The 15,455-nt window shown below is 65.7% G+C and carries 16 protein-coding genes; 10 read left to right on the top strand and 6 right to left on the bottom strand.

The genetic code is table 11. From position 1 onward, the window contains the following. Positions 1-67: 67 nt before the first annotated feature. A complete protein-coding gene (locus RAM80_RS16500) occupies positions 68-1,057 on the bottom strand; it encodes a GGDEF domain-containing protein (RefSeq protein WP_416427499.1) in 990 nt (329 codons plus the stop codon). Positions 1,058-1,205: 148 nt separating this feature from the next. Next, entirely contained in the window at positions 1,206-2,390 is a 1,185-nt protein-coding gene (gene desA / locus RAM80_RS16495) for a delta-9 fatty acid desaturase DesA (protein ID WP_416421563.1), read from the bottom strand. Positions 2,391-2,539: 149 nt separating this feature from the next. On the opposite strand from desA, the gene dibA reads away from it, so the two are divergent. The 6 genes from dibA to RAM80_RS16465 all read left to right on the top strand — a co-directional run bounded on the left by dibA (position 2,540) and on the right by RAM80_RS16465 (position 8,745). Further along, positions 2,540-4,432 (top strand): phosphodiesterase DibA, encoded by a 1,893-nt coding sequence (dibA, locus tag RAM80_RS16490; protein WP_416421562.1) that lies wholly within the window; start codon positions 2,540-2,542, stop codon positions 4,430-4,432. A gap of 203 nt (positions 4,433-4,635) precedes the next feature. After that, positions 4,636-4,818, top strand: a complete 183-nt coding sequence (gene oscA, locus RAM80_RS16485) for a sulfur starvation response protein OscA (RefSeq protein WP_007941032.1) — start codon at positions 4,636-4,638, stop codon at positions 4,816-4,818. A 57-nt stretch (positions 4,819-4,875) separates the two neighbouring features. Beyond that, positions 4,876-5,889, top strand: a complete 1,014-nt coding sequence (locus RAM80_RS16480; RefSeq protein WP_416421561.1) for a sulfate ABC transporter substrate-binding protein — start codon at positions 4,876-4,878, stop codon at positions 5,887-5,889. Between the two features lie 160 nt (positions 5,890-6,049). After that, positions 6,050-6,868, top strand: coding sequence for a sulfate ABC transporter permease subunit CysT (gene cysT, locus RAM80_RS16475; RefSeq protein ID WP_416421560.1), 819 nt, complete (start codon positions 6,050-6,052; stop codon positions 6,866-6,868). Between the two features lie 14 nt (positions 6,869-6,882). Next, positions 6,883-7,752, top strand: coding sequence for a sulfate ABC transporter permease subunit CysW (gene cysW / locus RAM80_RS16470; protein WP_416421559.1), 870 nt, complete (start codon positions 6,883-6,885; stop codon positions 7,750-7,752). Positions 7,753-7,755: 3 nt separating this feature from the next. After that, entirely contained in the window at positions 7,756-8,745 is a 990-nt protein-coding gene (locus RAM80_RS16465) for a sulfate/molybdate ABC transporter ATP-binding protein (RefSeq protein WP_416421558.1), read from the top strand. A gap of 60 nt (positions 8,746-8,805) precedes the next feature. Here RAM80_RS16465 and RAM80_RS16460 read toward each other — a convergent pair whose 3' ends face one another. Beyond that, complete coding sequence (locus tag RAM80_RS16460) at positions 8,806-9,330, bottom strand: DUF962 domain-containing protein (protein WP_416421557.1); 525 nt, start codon at positions 9,328-9,330, stop codon at positions 8,806-8,808. Between the two features lie 91 nt (positions 9,331-9,421). Between RAM80_RS16460 and RAM80_RS16455 the strand changes: the two genes are divergently transcribed. Next, the gene (locus tag RAM80_RS16455; RefSeq protein ID WP_416421556.1) at positions 9,422-10,111 is read left to right on the top strand and encodes a Crp/Fnr family transcriptional regulator; all 690 of its coding nucleotides are present in this window, start codon (positions 9,422-9,424) and stop codon (positions 10,109-10,111) included. Positions 10,112-10,199: 88 nt separating this feature from the next. Here RAM80_RS16455 and uraH read toward each other — a convergent pair whose 3' ends face one another. Continuing rightward, positions 10,200-10,595: a hydroxyisourate hydrolase gene (gene uraH / locus RAM80_RS16450; protein WP_081719224.1), complete on the bottom strand. Its 396-nt coding sequence runs from the start codon at positions 10,593-10,595 to the stop codon at positions 10,200-10,202. Between the two features lie 11 nt (positions 10,596-10,606). Next, on the bottom strand, positions 10,607-11,074 hold the full coding sequence (locus RAM80_RS16445) for a GlcG/HbpS family heme-binding protein (RefSeq protein ID WP_416421555.1): 468 nt from the start codon (positions 11,072-11,074) through the stop codon (positions 10,607-10,609). Positions 11,075-11,209: 135 nt separating this feature from the next. Here RAM80_RS16445 and RAM80_RS16440 point away from each other — a divergent pair, with 135 nt between their 5' ends. Both RAM80_RS16440 and RAM80_RS16435 read left to right on the top strand, forming a co-directional pair. Further along, a complete protein-coding gene (locus RAM80_RS16440) occupies positions 11,210-11,884 on the top strand; it encodes a heavy metal response regulator transcription factor (protein ID WP_416421554.1) in 675 nt (224 codons plus the stop codon). After that, the gene (locus tag RAM80_RS16435; RefSeq protein ID WP_416421553.1) at positions 11,877-13,301 is read left to right on the top strand and encodes a heavy metal sensor histidine kinase; all 1,425 of its coding nucleotides are present in this window, start codon (positions 11,877-11,879) and stop codon (positions 13,299-13,301) included. Before RAM80_RS16440 ends, RAM80_RS16435 begins: the two co-directional genes overlap by 8 nt. Here RAM80_RS16435 and RAM80_RS16430 read toward each other — a convergent pair. Beyond that, complete coding sequence (locus tag RAM80_RS16430; RefSeq protein WP_416421552.1) at positions 13,249-14,253, bottom strand: AraC family transcriptional regulator; 1,005 nt, start codon at positions 14,251-14,253, stop codon at positions 13,249-13,251. The genes RAM80_RS16435 and RAM80_RS16430 overlap by 53 nt on opposite strands. Positions 14,254-14,353: 100 nt before the next feature. Here RAM80_RS16430 and RAM80_RS16425 point away from each other — a divergent pair, with 100 nt between their 5' ends. Continuing rightward, positions 14,354-15,427, top strand: a complete 1,074-nt coding sequence (locus tag RAM80_RS16425; protein WP_416421551.1) for a fatty acid desaturase — start codon at positions 14,354-14,356, stop codon at positions 15,425-15,427. Positions 15,428-15,455: the final 28 nt, after the last annotated feature.

Genomic DNA, 15,455 nt, shown 5'->3' with positions numbered 1-15,455 from the left:
GGCTTGCCAGCGAGCTGTTGAATCCCCTAACAGCTCGCTGGCAAGCCAGCTCCCACAGGGTGGTGTATCAACCCACCACGATCTGGTTCTTGCCCTGGCGCTTGGCCTGGTACATGGCCGCGTCTGCCCGGGCAAACAGGTTGTCCAACAGCTCGTCGTCCTCGTTGCGGCCGGTCAGGCCCTGGCTCACGGTAACCCCGTACACCTGGCCGTCATGGTTGAAGCTCAGGCGCTGGATCTCCCGTTGCAGGCGCTCGGCGATCTGCTGCGCCACTTCGGGCGAACAGCCGGGGAACACCGCGGCGAACTCTTCGCCGCCAATGCGCCCGAACAGGTCACCCCGGCGCAGCACGGCGCGGCCGGTCTCGGCGATGCGTTGCAGTACCACGTCGCCTTCCTGGTGGCCGTAGGTGTCGTTGATAATCTTGAAGTCATCGATGTCCAGCAGCAGGAACGAGATGTTCGACTCCTGCAGGCGCGCGGTCTCGAATTCGCGGTGGGCGCACTCGAAGAAATGCCGGCGGTTGCTGCTCTGGGTGAGCACATCGGTGGTGGCCAGACGCTGCAGTTCGCCTTCCAGGTGCTTCTTTTCGGTGATGTCCTCGGCGATGCCGACCACGATCACCCGCTGCTCCGGGTCGTTCTGCTGGCTGACGAAGCACTTGTCGCTGAGCCAGCGAATCTGCCCGTCGGCGCCGATGATGCGGTACTCGCGGTCTTCTACCGCGCCCTTCTCCAGCACCTCGGCGAGGCTGCGCTCGGCGTAGTCGAGGTCGTCGGGGTAGATGCTGTCGCGCCACTCGTTGTAGTCCGCCAGCAGCAGGCCGGCCGAGCGGCCGAAGATGCGCTCGTAGGCGGGGCTGACGTAGATCATGCGCTGGGCTTCCCAGTCGAAGGCCCACAACACCGCGTTGACGCTGACCAGCAACGAGCTGAACAGCTGCTCGCGTTCGCTCAGCCGGGCCACCTCGCCCTGGGCGTGCATCAGCGCCAGCAGCGTCTCGGCCGCGGCTGGCATCTGGGGGAACGTCGGCGACTGTGGTTGTTTGTTGGCCATCATCACGAAATCTCGAATGTCACGGGGGCCGGGCCCTGGCATGCGCACACGTCAGGTCCCGCCGCGTAGGCGATCATTCGTAGGATTAATATTTTGTAATGAAGTTCCAAGCGGCACGCCCCTTGCCGGGGCGCGCCGATGGACGGTGTCAGGCGTGGGCGGGGCGCAGCGAGTAGGTCTTGAGCTGGGTGGCGAAATCACGCAGCGACTGGATACCGCTGGCCTCGGCCTCGTGCACCCAGTCCTTGATGGCGGCCAGCATGTCGTGGCCGTTGGAACTGGTGCGGGCCCAGATCTGTTGCAGCGCCAGGCGCTTCTCGTAGATCACCTTCAGCGCGTGGCTGTGTTCCAGCATGCTCTGGATGTGTGCCTGGTGGCGGTCGTCCAGCAGGCTGGTCTCGCGCGACAGCAGGCGCTTGGCGCGGCGGAACTGGTGGCGCACCGAGGCATCCACGCGCGACAGCTCCTGGGTCACCAGCGGCGCGATTACCAGCTTGCGGTACTGGGCCATGATCTGGAAGCGGTTGTTGAGGATGGCCATGGCGGTGTCCATGTCCAGGTGGCCCTTGCCCTCGACGCGGTGGGCGATGGGCGCCACGCGCTGCACCTTGGCCAGGCGCATGAACGACAGGATGCGGATCCACATCCAGCCCATGTCGAACTCCCACTTGCGCACCGACAGCTTCGCCGAATTGGGGTAGGTGTGATGGTTGTTGTGCAGCTCTTCGCCGCCAATGATGATGCCCCACGGCACCAGGTTGGTGGCGGCGTCACGGCATTCGAAGTTGCGGTAGCCCACCGCGTGGCCCAGGCCGTTGACCACGCCGGCGGCCCAGAACGGAATCCACATCATCTGGATGGCCCACACGGTCAGGCCGATGACGCCGAAGCAGGCCAGGTCGATGGCGAGCATCAGGAACACGCCCAGCAGCCGGTAGCGCGAGTACAGGTTGCGCTCGATCCAGTCCTCGGGGCAGTTCTTGCCGTAGATGCGCAGGGTCTCGGCGTTCTGCGCCTCGGCGCGGTACAGCTCGGCGCCGCGGCCCAGCACCGTGCCCAGGCCCTTGATCACCGGGCTGTGGGGGTCATCGACGGTTTCGCACTTGGCGTGATGCTTGCGGTGGATGGCGGTCCACTCGCGGGTGTTCTGCGCCGTGGTCAGCCACAGCCAGAAACGGAAGAAATGCTTGAGCCCGGCGTTCAGTTCCAGCGAACGGTGGGAGGAATAACGGTGAAGGTAGATGGTGACACTGACAATCGTCACATGGGTCATCAACAGGGTGACCGCCACCAATTGCCAGGCTGACAGGTCAAGAAAACCGTTGTACCACATAGGCTGCAGGGCCCTCGTCAAAGAAAAAATTAGAAGCACGTCGCATTATCGGCATGTAAGCAGATAAAACCAGCTCGGGTTTTAGATAAGAGTGGCTGAATGTTTCTGCTTTATAATCCCAATCTTTTCGTATGGGCTTCGCCATTTTTATGCCTGGTACTTCTCGCGGGGCCCTGCGGGCCGCCTTGCTCTACCTGCTGGCCTCGGTCATCTGGCTGGTGCTGACTGATCAAATATTGAGCAGCCTTTTCGATGATTCGGCGCGCCAGCTGCATTGGCAGCTGATCAACGGCTATGTCTGGGTGCTGGCCACCGCCGCCATGATCTTCCTGGCCCGCGCCAGGCTGCTGCGCTGGTTCGGCCTGGGCGACGCCGGGCGTATCCAGCGCGAGCGCCTGCGCATGGCCGCGGCGGTGTTCGACAGCACCCTGGAAGGGGTGCTGGTGACCAGCCGGCTGGGCAGCATCGTGCACGTCAACCGCGCGTTCATGGACATCACCGGCTACCGCGAGGACGAAGTGCTGGGCCATAACCCCAGCAAGTTCAAGTCCGGCCGCCATGGCATCGACTTCTACCGGCAGATTTTCCACAGCCTGGAGCAGACCGGCAGCTGGAGCGGCGAGATCTGGAACCGGCGCAAGAGCGGCGAAATCTACCCGCAGTGGCAGACCATCCGCGCCATTGCCAACGACGCCGGCCACGTCAGCCACTACGTGGCGGTGTTCTCCGACATCAGCGCGCTGAAGCATTCCGAACGCGAGCGCGCGCACCTCATCCAGCACGACCCGCTGACCGAGCTGCCCAACCGCCTGCTGTTCCACGACCGCGCCGAGCAGACCCTGGCCGCCGCCCAGGCCAACAAGCGTGGCTGCGCGCTGTTGCTGCTGGACCTGGACCACTTCCAGAGCATCAACGACAGCCTCGGCCACGCCACCGGCGACCACCTGATCAAGGCCGTGGTCGAGCGCCTGCAGGGCCTGCTGGGCAGCGGCATGACCCTGGCGCGCATGGGCGGCGACGAGTTCGCCGTGCTCCTGGAAGACTCGCCCCAGGCTGCCCACGCGGCCCTGCTGGCGCAGTCGATCATCGACGGCCTCAAGCAGCCGTTCCTGCTCGACGGCCACACCCTGTTCATCAGCGCCAGCATCGGCATCAGCCTGTTCCCCAATGATGCCCTGGGCCCCGAGCAACTGCTGCGCAACGCCGACTCGGCGCTGTTCAAGGCCAAGGGTAACGGCCGGGGCGGCTATGCGCTGTACACCGAGGAACTGACGGCCCACGCCCAGCAGCGCGTGGAAATGACCGCCGAACTGCGCCGCGCGCTGGCCCAGGAAGAACTGCGCGTGCATTACCAGCCGGTGCACGACCTGGCCAGCGGCCAGCTGGTGGGTGTCGAAGCCTTGGTGCGCTGGCTGCACCCCGAGCGTGGGCTGATTCCGCCAGGCGAATTCATCCCCATCGCCGAGCGCAGCGGCCTGATTGCCGAAATCGATGCCTGGGTAATGACCAACGCCTGCCGGCAGATGTGCCAGTGGCAGGCCGAGGGGCATTCGCTGGACTTCATCGCGGTGAATGTCTCCAGCCGCCTGTTCGGCCGCCAGGACCTGTACCAGCAGGTGGCACGCATCCTTGCCGAAACCGGCCTGGACCCGGCGCGGCTGGAGCTGGAGGTGACCGAAAGCGCGGTGATGGAAGACCCCGAGTCGGCGCTGGAGCAGATGCACCGCCTGCGCGAGCTGGGCCTGCGCCTGTCCATCGACGACTTCGGCACCGGCTACTCGTCGCTGCTGCGCCTCAAGCGCTTGCCGGTGCAGAAACTGAAGATCGACCAGGGCTTCGTCGCCGGCCTGCCCCTGGACGAGGACGATGGCGCCATCGTCCGGGTCATCATCGCCCTGGCGCGCAGCATGGGCATGCAGGTGCACGCCGAGGGCATCGAACAGCCGGAACAGGCGCAGTTCCTGCTGGAGCAGCAGTGCGAGCTGGGGCAGGGGTATTGGTTTGGGCGGCCGGTGCCGGCCGCGGATGTGCGTTGGGCCTGACGCGGCCTTCGGCCGCTGCTACGCGATTTGCGCAACGTCCGTAACGTCCACGGTTTGATTTGGCGGCCCCCGTAGCAGCGGCCGCAGGCCGCGTCCAGCGGTTTGAAATTTGGTTATATGGGCATTCTTAAATAGTATTTTTAAGTATAACCCTGCCTATCTACTATGGCGCTCAAGGCAACTCTCACCCAAGGAGCATGATCATGAGCGCATCTCTGCGTAGCGTCGACGGTCAGGACGAAGCAACCATTCTGCGCGAAATCCAGAGCGCGCTGCGTGACCTGCGCTTCGGCGCCGTGGAAATCACCGTGCACAACGCCCAAGTGGTGCAAATAGAGCGGAAGGAAAAATTCCGCCTGCAGAATCCGGGCAACAAGCCCAGCTGAATGATCCTGCCATAACAACGCCAACATAATAATCAAGAGTCATCCAGGAGCTTCACCATGTCTATCCGTCATTACGCGCTGGCGGCGCTCGCCAGTGCGCTGTTCGCAGGCTCTGCGGTCGCCAAGGACTACGAGCTGCTCAACGTTTCCTACGACCCGACGCGCGAGCTGTACCAGGATTACAACGCCGAGTTCGTGAACTTCTGGAAGCAAGCCCACCCCGACGACAAGGTCGACATCAAGCAGTCCCATGGCGGCTCCGGCAAGCAAGGCCGCGCCGTGATCGACGGCCTGCGCGCCGACGTGGTGACCCTGGCCCTGGCCGGCGACATCGACGAAATCGCCAAGCTGGGCAAGACCCTCCCGGAAAACTGGCAGACCAAGCTGCCGGACGCCAGTACCCCGTACACCTCGACCATCGTGTTCCTGGTGCGCAAGGGCAACCCCAAGGGCATCCATGACTGGAACGACCTGATCAAGGACGGCGTCTCGGTGATTACCCCGAACCCGAAAACCTCCGGCGGTGCGCGCTGGAACTTCCTGGCTGCCTGGGCCTACGGCCTGAAGGCCAACGGTGGTGACGAAGCCAAGGCCAAGCAATACGTGCAGACCCTGTTCAAGCACGTGCCCGTGCTGGACACCGGCGCCCGCGGCTCGACCATCACCTTCGTCAACAACGGCCAGGGCGACGTGCTGCTGGCCTGGGAAAACGAAGCCTACCTGGCGCTGAAGGAGGACGGCGGCAAGGACAAGTTCGACATCGTCGTGCCGTCCGTGTCGATCCTCGCCGAGCCGCCGGTGGCCGTGGTCGAGAAAAACGCCGAGAAGAAAGGCAACGAAGCCATCGCCAAGGCGTACCTGGAGCACCTGTACAGCAAGCAAGGCCAGGAGATCGCGGCGAAGAACTTCTACCGCCCGCGTGACAAGGACGTGGCTGCCCAGTATTCCAAGCAGTTCCAGGAAGTGAAGAGCCTGGCCACCATCGACAAGGACTTCGGCGGCTGGAAAACCGCACAGCCCAAGTTCTTCAACGACGGCGGCGTGTTCGACCAGATTTACCAGGCGCAGTAATCCAAAGGCCTCCTGGTGGGGCCTTTCCCCGTTGTGATGGACCATTGTGGGAGCTGGCTTGCCAGCGAGCTTTTGAGGCCAAAAAGCTCGCTGGCAAGCCAGCTCCCACACCTGCATCCGCCACCATGGGGTTTTTACCAATCCAGTACCAAGGACACTTATGTCGCGTCGTATCTCCCCCGTCATACCCGGCTTCGGGCTGACGCTGGGCTACACCTTGGTGTACCTCAGCCTGATTGTGCTGATTCCCCTGGCGGTGATGTTCGTCCATGCCGCCCAGCTCACCTTCGACCAGTTCTGGGCCATCGTCAGCTCGCCGCGCACGCTGGCGGCACTCAAGCTGAGCTTCGGCACCGCCCTGTGCGCGGCCATCGTCAACGGCATCATCGGCACGCTGCTGGCCTGGGTGCTGGTGCGCTACAGCTTCCCCGGGCGGAAGATCATCGATGCCATGATCGACCTGCCGTTCGCGCTGCCCACCGCCGTGGCCGGCATCGCCCTGACGGCGCTGTACACCCCCAACGGCCTGGTCGGCCAGTTCGCCGAGAGCCTGGGCTTCAAGATCGCCTACACCCCGCTGGGCATCACCCTGGCGCTGACCTTCGTGACCCTGCCGTTCGTGGTGCGCACGGTGCAGCCGGTGCTGGCCGACATTCCCCGTGAAGTCGAGGAAGCCGCCGCCTGCCTGGGCGCCAAGCCGCTGCAGGTGTTCCGCTACATCCTCGCGCCGGCGCTGCTGCCGGCCTGGCTCACCGGCTTCGCCCTGGCGTTCGCCCGCGGCGTGGGCGAGTACGGTTCGGTGATCTTCATCGCCGGCAACATGCCCATGAAGACCGAGATCCTGCCGCTGCTGATCATGGTCAAGCTGGACCAGTACGATTACACCGGCGCCACCGCCATCGGCGTGATGATGCTGGTGGTTTCCTTCATCCTGTTGCTGCTGATCAACCTGCTGCAGCGGCGCATCGAAACCCCTTGAAGGAGGCGCTGAAAATGTCTGCATCTTCCATTGCTGCTACCAGCGCCAACGCCGCCCGCCGGGGCAGCGCACTGTCGCGCACGGTGCTGATCGGCCTGGGCTGGCTGGTGTTCGCGGTGTTCCTGCTGTTGCCGCTGTTCATCGTCGTGTCCCAGGGCCTGAGCAAGGGCGTGGGCGAGTTCTTCACCGCCATCCTTGAGCCCGACGCGCTGTCGGCGCTGAAGCTGACGGTGATCGCCGTGGTGATCTCGGTGCCGCTCAACGTGGTGTTCGGCGTCAGCGCCGCCTGGTGCGTGAGCAAATACTCGTTCCGTGGCAAGGCCATCCTGGTGACGCTGATCGACCTGCCGTTCTCGGTGTCGCCGGTGATCGCCGGCCTGGTCTACGTGCTGATGTTCGGCGCCCAGGGCCTGTTTGGCCCGTGGTTGGCCGACCATGACATCCAGATCGTCTTCGCCCTGCCGGGCATCGTGTTGGCGACCATCTTCGTCACCGTGCCGTTCGTCGCCCGTGAGCTGATCCCGCTGATGCAGGAGCAGGGCACCCAGGAAGAGGAGGCCGCGCGCCTGCTGGGCGCCAACGGCTGGCAGATGTTCTGGCATGTCACCGTGCCGAACATCAAGTGGGGGCTGATCTACGGCGTGGTGCTGTGCACCGCGCGGGCCATGGGCGAGTTCGGTGCGGTGTCGGTGGTGTCCGGGCACATCCGCGGCGTCACCAACACCTTGCCGCTGCACGTCGAGATCCTCTACAACGAATACAACCACGTCGCCGCCTTCGCGGTCGCGAGCCTTCTGCTGGTCATGGCGCTCTTCATCCTGCTGCTCAAGCAGTGGAGCGAGAACCGTATTAACCGCCTGCGCCACAGCGCAGCGGAGGAATAATTCATGTCGATCGAAGTTCGTAATGTCAGCAAGCGCTTCAACGCCTTCCAGGCCCTGAACTCCATCAATCTGGACATCCAGAGTGGCGAGTTGGTGGCCCTGCTGGGCCCGTCGGGCTGCGGCAAGACCACCTTGCTGCGGATCATCGCCGGCCTGGAAACGCCGGACGATGGCAGCATCGTCTTCCATGGCGAGGACGTGTCGGGCACCGACGTGCGCAACCGCAACGTCGGTTTCGTGTTCCAGCACTACGCGCTGTTCCGCCACATGACCGTGTTCGACAACGTTGCCTTCGGCCTGCGCATGAAGCCCAAGGGCGAGCGCCCCAACGAGACGCGCATCGCCGAGAAGGTCCACGAGTTGCTGAACATGGTGCAGCTGGACTGGCTGGCCGACCGCTATCCCGAGCAGTTGTCCGGCGGCCAGCGCCAGCGTATCGCCCTGGCCCGCGCCCTGGCGGTGGAGCCCAAGGTGCTGCTGCTGGACGAGCCGTTCGGCGCCCTCGACGCCAAGGTGCGCAAGGAGCTGCGCCGCTGGCTGGCGCGCCTGCATGAAGATATCAACCTGACCTCGGTGTTCGTCACCCACGACCAGGAAGAAGCCATGGAAGTGGCCGACCGCATCGTGGTGATGAACAAGGGCGTGATCGAGCAGATCGGCTCGCCGGGCCAGGTGTACGAAAACCCGGCCAGCGACTTCGTCTACCACTTCCTCGGTGATTCCAACCGCCTGCACCTGGGCGAGGACAACCACGTGCTGTTCCGCCCGCACGAGGTGTCGCTGTCACGCTCCGAGGTGGAAGGCCACCACGCCGCCGAAGTGCGCGACATACGCCCGCTGGGCGCCACCACCCGGGTGACCCTCAAGGTGGAAGGCCAGCCAGACCTGATCGAGGCCGAAGTGGTGAAGGACCACGACAGCCTGACCGGCCTGGCCAAGGGCGAGACACTGTTCTTCAAGCCCAAGGTCTGGCAGAAGGTTGCAGCCATCTAGACGCGCAACCCGTAGCCGCTGCCGCCAGGCTGCGCTGGCCTTCACCTACACTGGAGATCTTCAGTGCAGCACAGGGCCAGCGCAGCCTTCGGCAACGGCTACGGTGGTTTCGATCTGCAGTTGGAGGTCGGTACGCAGCCCCAGCAGGAACCCGGCCTCCGCCACTACAAACAACGGCCCCACGATCAACCCCGCCACGTCATCCACGAACGCCGGCTTGCGCCCCTCCCAGTAGTGGCCGACAAACTGAATCGCCCAGCCCACCACGAACAGCCCCAGCCCCGCACTCAGCCACACCAGGGTGGCCTGTACCGCCAGCGCTTGCCCGGCCCACAGGCATAGCCCCAGCAGCAGCGTCATCAGCGCGCCGAAGCGCTTGTCCAGGCGCAGGTAGAACCACGCCGAGGCCAGCGCCACGAACAGCGCCGGGCTCACCCACAGGCCGGCCAGCCAGGCGCCGGGCCGCGACAGCAGCACCGTCACGGCGACGACAATCATGGGGATGCCGATGAAATGGCTGGCGATATTGCGCGGGTCGCGGTGGTAGGCCGCGTATTGGCTCAGGTGCTGCACGAGGTTTTTCATTGTTGTGCCCTCAGGGTGGGTGATGATTGATCATGCCCGTTCGCTGGCCCATGCTCTGTCGGCTAGCCGACAAACCTGTACGAGAGGCTTCATGAACGACGTCACCGCCTGGCGCCCACGCCTGCTGACCGGGCACTGGTTCGCGCATTTGCCACCCACGCTTCAGGATAGTGTGCTGGCGGCCGCGCGGGTGCGCCGCCTGCCGGCAGGCGGCTGCCTGTTCCAGCGCGGCGATGCGCCTTGTGGCCTGTATGCGGTAGTGGAGGGCGCCATGCGCATCGGCGCGGTGAACGCCCAGGGCAAGGAGGCCCTGCTGGCGCTGGTGGAGGCGCCGCAGTGGTTCGGCGAGATCGCCCTGTTCGACGGCCAGCCGCGTACCCACGATGCCTATGCCGACGAGCCCTGCACCCTGGTGTGGGTGCCCCAGGCCGCGCTGCTGGCGCTGTTGGCGGCCACGCCCGAATACTGGCGGGAATTTGCCTTGCTGATGAGCCAGAAGCTGCGCCTGGCCTTCGTCATGCTCGAACAGCAGAGCCTGCTGGCCGCCGCCCCGCGCCTGGCACACCGGCTGCTGCTGATCGCCCAGGGCTACGGCGAAGTGGACGGCGCCCGGCGGGTGATTCGCCTGGGGCAGGAACAGCTGGCGATGATGCTGTCGCTGTCGCGGCAGACCACCAACCAGATCCTCAAGGACCTGGAACACCAGGGCGTGCTCAGGCTCGCCTACGGCGAAATCGAAATCCTCAACCTCAATGCCCTCAAGCACGCCGCAACCCTGTAGCAGCTGCCGAAGGCGGTGTCGGGCCCACGCGGACCATCAGCTACACCGCGGTGCCTGTGACGCGGCCTGGCGGCCGCTGCTACGGAGGTCAGGAACCGCGGTAGGTGCTGAAGCCGTACGGGCTCAGCAGCAGCGGAATGTGGTAATGCTGATCCGTCTGCTTCACCTGGAAGATCACCGGTATCTCCGGGAAGAACGTTTCATGCCCCACGCGCTTGTAGTAATCGCCGGTCTTGAACACCACCCGGTATTCACCCTGCACGAAGGTGTGGTCCGCCGGGAACAGCTCGGCAATGCGCCCCTGTTCGTTGGTGGTGCCGTGGGCCAGCATCTGCCAGTCCTTGCCCACGTGCTGCTCCAGGGTCACTTCCACGCCCGGCGACGGCACGCCGTTCTCCAGGTTCAACACGTGCACGCTCAGCGGGTTGGCCGCCATGGCCAGGCTCGACAGGGTGCTCAGGCCCAGGGCCAGCATCAGTTTCATCGGTAGCTCCTTCAAGGGTGAATGGCCAGGCCCAGGGCGCTGGCGGCAGTGGTTGCGCATTGTTCGTCCTGCTCGGCGCCGCCGGCCCCGGCCACGCCCAGGGCGCCCACCAGTTCGCGGCCTTCGAACAGCGGGATGCCGCCGCCCAGCAGCAACAGCTCGCCCAGGGTGTTGAGGTTGGCGGCCTCGGGGTTGTTGCGGGCGCGCTCGGCGAACAGGCGGGTAGGGGTCTTGGTCGACAGCGCGGTGTAGGCCTTGCGCCGCGCCGCATCGGCGTTGTGCGGGCCGACGCCGTCGGCGCGCTGGGCCAGGATCGGGTTGCCACCGCGGTCCAGCACGGCGATGGCGGCGTGGCAGGGCGCGGCGTCCACCAGCCGGCGGGCGTTGGCCAGGTCCAGCTCGGGGTGTTGCGGCAGGGCGGCCTGGGCCTGCAGGGAGGCCAGGGTGGCCAGGCTGAACAGCAAGGGTTTGAGCGGCATGGGACGGCTCCGTAATCAGGTGCCGGCAGGCTACTGGGCGCATGCCCACAGAACCCCGTCAGCCTGATTACAACTTTGTAATGGGCAAGCGCCGCCAACCGGCCTAGCCTATGGCCAGCGCAAACGAGGTGTACGATGCATTTGCTGGTGGTGGAAGACGAAGCCAAGACCGCACGGTTCCTGGCCAAGGGCCTGGGTGAGTCCGGGTTCAGCGTGGACGTGGCGCTCAATGGCCTGGACGGGCGGCATTTCATCGAGGAACAGGCCTACGACCTGATCATCCTCGACGTCATGCTGCCCGGGCTCAATGGCTGGCAGCTGCTCAAGCGGATTCGCCAGCGCGGCGACACCCCGGTGCTGTTCCTCACCGCCAAGGACGCCATCGAGGACCGGGTGCGCGGCCTGGAGCTGGGTGCCGATGACTACCTGGTGAAGCCGTTCGCCTTCGTCGAACTGCTGGCGCGGGTGCGCACCCTGCTGCGCCGCGGGCCCACGCGCGAGGTCGAGTACTACCGCATCGCCGACCTGGAGCTGGACGTGCTGCGCCGCCGGGTCAGCCGCGCGGGCCAGCGCATTGCCCTGACCAACAAGGAATTCGCCCTGCTGCAGCTGCTGGCCAGCCGCCGCGGCGAGGTGCTGTCGCGCACGCTGATCGCCTCGCAGGTGTGGAACCTCAACTTCGACAGCGACACCAACATGGTCGAAGTGGCCGTGCGCCGCCTGCGGGCGAAAATCGACGATCCCTACATGCCCAAGCTGATTCACACCGTGCGTGGCGTCGGCTACCAGCTGGACGGCCCCGATGAGTGAGCCGGCCCGCGGCCCGTCGCTGGCCTGGCGCCTGGCCCTGGCGTTCGCGGCGGTGTGCGCGCTGGTGTTGGGCGTGGCTGGGGTGTTCCTGTACCGCAGCCTGGAAGCGGAACTGATCTACCGCGACGACCAGGCCTTGCTGGGCCGCCTGGAGCAGGTGCGCGCCTTGCTCCAGGACAGCGACAGCCTCGACGCCCTGCAACAGCGCCCCCGGCTCTACCAGAACATGCTCGGCAACCAGGAAAGCCTGTTGCTGGTGAACCGCGCCGATGGCTCCCCGGTCATCGCCATCAACCCGCGCGGGCAGCAGGTGCCCCAGGTGGCGCCTATCCCCGAGCAACGCAGCCCGCAGCCTGCCGATATTCACGACTGGCGTGCGCCTGGCGCTACGCCCTTGCTGCTGTTGGCCGGCCAGGCCCAGGGGCCGCGGGGCGAAGCGCTGACCGTGGTGGTGGGCAAGCAGTTGGCCGAGCGCGAAGCGATGCTGGCCAGCTACCGCCTGCGGGTGTACCTGGCGGCTGGGGCCGGCGCGTTGCTGGCGTTCGCCGTGGGCCTGTTGCTGTTGCGCCGGGCCTTGCGGCCGTTGCGGCAGATGGCCCGCACCGTGGCGCAGATCGACCTGCGCAGCCTCGACCGGCGCCTGCAATGGCGCACCATCCCCAAGGAACTGCATGAGCCGGTGCAGGCCCTCAACGGCATGCTCGCGCGCCTGGACGACAGCTTCGGGCGCCTGTCGCAGTTCTCCGCGGACCTGGCCCACGAGATTCGCACGCCCCTGCACAACCTGCTGGGCAGCAACGGCCTGGCCCTCAGCCAGCCGCGCAGCAGCGATGAGTACCAGGAGCTGCTGGCCTCCAACGTGGAGGAATTCGAGCGCCTCAATCGCATGGTCGAGAACCTGTTGTTCCTCGCCCGCGCCGACCATGGCCAGCGCTTGCTCAACCTCCAGGCCGTGGACCTGCATGAGCTGGGCGAAGACCTGTGCGCGTACTTCGAGGCGCTGGCCGACGACCGCCAGCTACGCCTGGACAACCAGCTGCATGGCTGCCTGGACGCCGACCTGCAGCTGCTGCAGCGGGCCCTGGGCAACCTGCTGGCCAACGCCGTGCGCCACGCCACGCCTGGCAGCACGGTGGTCCTGGCGCGGGTCGGTGCGCAACTGACCGTCAGCAACCAGGGTGAGCCCATCGCCCCGCAGCACCTGGGCCGGCTGTTCGACCGCTTCTATCGGGTAGATGCCTCACGGGCCGAACCGGGGGACTCCGGCGGCCTGGGCCTGGCCATCGTGCAGTCGATCATGCAGCTGCATGGCGGCCAGGTGACGGTCAGCAGCGACGCGCAGGCCACGGTGTTCAGCCTGGCGTTCACACCATCCGATCGCGGAACTGCCCCGGCGACAGCCCCGTCCAGCGCTTGAAGGCGCGGTTGAAGCTGCTGGCATCGGCGAAGCCCAGGCGGAAACCAATCTCGGTAAGCGTGACTTCAGCGTCGCGCAGGTAGGCCAGCGCCAGGTTCTGCCGGCACTGGTCCAGCAGCGCGTCGTAGCGGCAGCCTTCGTCGGCCAGGTGGCGCTGCAGGCTGCGCAGGCTCAGGTGCATGGACTCGGCGATCTGGTCGGCCGAGGGCACGCCGTTGGGCAGGTGGTGCTCGATGGCGTTGCGCACCCGGCGTTCCCAGGTCAGCGGGTGCAGCAGCTCCAGGGTGCGGTTGAGCACCGCTTCGTTGTGTTCGGCCAGCTCGGGGTTGGCGTCGTCCAGGTGGCATTCGAAGTCCACGCAGGCGAATTCCAGCCAGTTGTGCGGCGCGTTGAAGTGCACCGGGGCGCGGAACACCGTGTGCCAGGGCGTCGGGTCGGCCGGCGGCGGCCGCGTCAGCCACACCCCCAGCGGCGCGTAGTCGCGGCCCAGGCGGTTGCGGCAGGTGCGCACGTAGATGGCGGCGAAGGCGTCCATGGCCTCGGGCGCCGGGGGCGGGCTGCCCTCGGGCACCTCAAGGCGGAACACGTAGCGGCCGTTTTCCCGGCTCAGGTGCGGCACCACGGCGTCGCTGACCACCTGGTGGTAGCGCACGATGCGCTCGAACACCTCGCGCAGGTTCTCGCTGGCCACCAGCGCATAGCCCAGGGCATGGAAGGTGGTGGGGCTGACGTAGCGCGACACGCGCAGGCCGATGGCCGGGTCGCCGCTGGCCTGCACCGCCAGTTGCCACAGGCGCGTGGTGGCCGACAGCGGGTAGCGGGCCTTGGGGTCGTCCATGTGCTGCAGGTCGAGGCCGGCCTTCTCGCACAGCGTGGCGCTGTCGAGGCCCAGTGCGTCCAGTTGCTTGCGCAAGGCGCGGGTCCAGCTGGCAAGCGTGGTCGGTTCAGTCATGACGAATGGCGCCTGGGGTCAACAGGTTGGCGTCCATGGCTAGCGTTCCTTGGCTGATTCTGAGTCAGAGTCGTTCCATCCATAACAAGAGGATGGAAGCATGGACCGCACTTGTGCAAGCCCCGACAGACTGAATGCACAGCAACGCAGCGCCCATATTCGCCAGGTGGTGATGGCCAAGGGTGACGAATTGCGCCGCCGCTACCCGATACTCAAGCACCAGGACGCCATCGGCGCCAGCATCCTGGCCTTCTCCCTGGCTGGCATGATCGGCAGTGCGGCGCTCTACATCGAGGGTTACACGGCCTGGTGGGCGTGCCTGCTGCTGAACGCCTTCTTCGCTTCGCTGACCCACGAGCTGGAACATGACCTGATCCACAGCATGTATTTCCGCAAGCAGCGGGTGCCGCACAATTTGATGCTGGCGCTGGTGTGGCTGGCGCGGCCGAGCACCATCAACCCGTGGATCCGCCGCCACCTGCACCTCAACCACCACAAGGTGTCGGGCACCGAGACCGACATGGAAGAGCGCGCCATAACCAACGGCGAGCCCTGGGGCATCGTCCGCCTGCTGATGGTGGGCGACAACGTGATGTCGTCGCTGATCCGCATGCTGCGGGCCAAGACCTGGGCGCACAAGTGGAGCATCCTCAAGCGCACCCTGCGGGTCTATGCGCCGCTGGCGCTGCTGAACTGGGGCACCTGGTACGTGTTCCTCGGCTTCCATGCCGCCAACGGCGTGGCCTGGCTGCTGGGCGCGCCCATTGATTGGTCGGCCAGCACGCTGGCGGCCATGCAGGTAGTAAACGTGGCGGTGGTGGTGATCGTCGGCCCCAACGTGCTGCGCACCTTCTGCCTGCACTTCATCAGCTCGAACATGCATTACTACGGCGACGTGGAGCTGGGCAATGTGATGCAGCAGACCCAGGTGCTCAACGCCTGGTGGCTGTGGCCGCTGCACGCCTTCTGCTTCAACTTCGGCAGCACCCACGGCATCCACCACTTCGTGGTGAAGGAACCCTTCTACATTCGGCAGATGACGGCGGGCGTGGCGCACAAGGTGATGGCGGAGATGGGCGTGCGCTTCAATGATTTCGGCACGTTCACGCGGGCGAACCGCTATACGCCGGTGGCGAATGAAGCCACCGCCCCGGTAGCCCAAGCCAACCCGTAGCAGCGGCCGCAGGCCGCGTCCACAAGCG

The sequence above is a fragment of the Pseudomonas sp. App30 genome (genome assembly GCF_047947025.1).
Taxonomy (GTDB): Bacteria; Pseudomonadota; Gammaproteobacteria; order Pseudomonadales; family Pseudomonadaceae; genus Aquipseudomonas.
The sequence above is the reverse complement of the archived record's forward strand: the minus strand, read 5'-3'. Positions and strand labels throughout refer to the sequence as shown.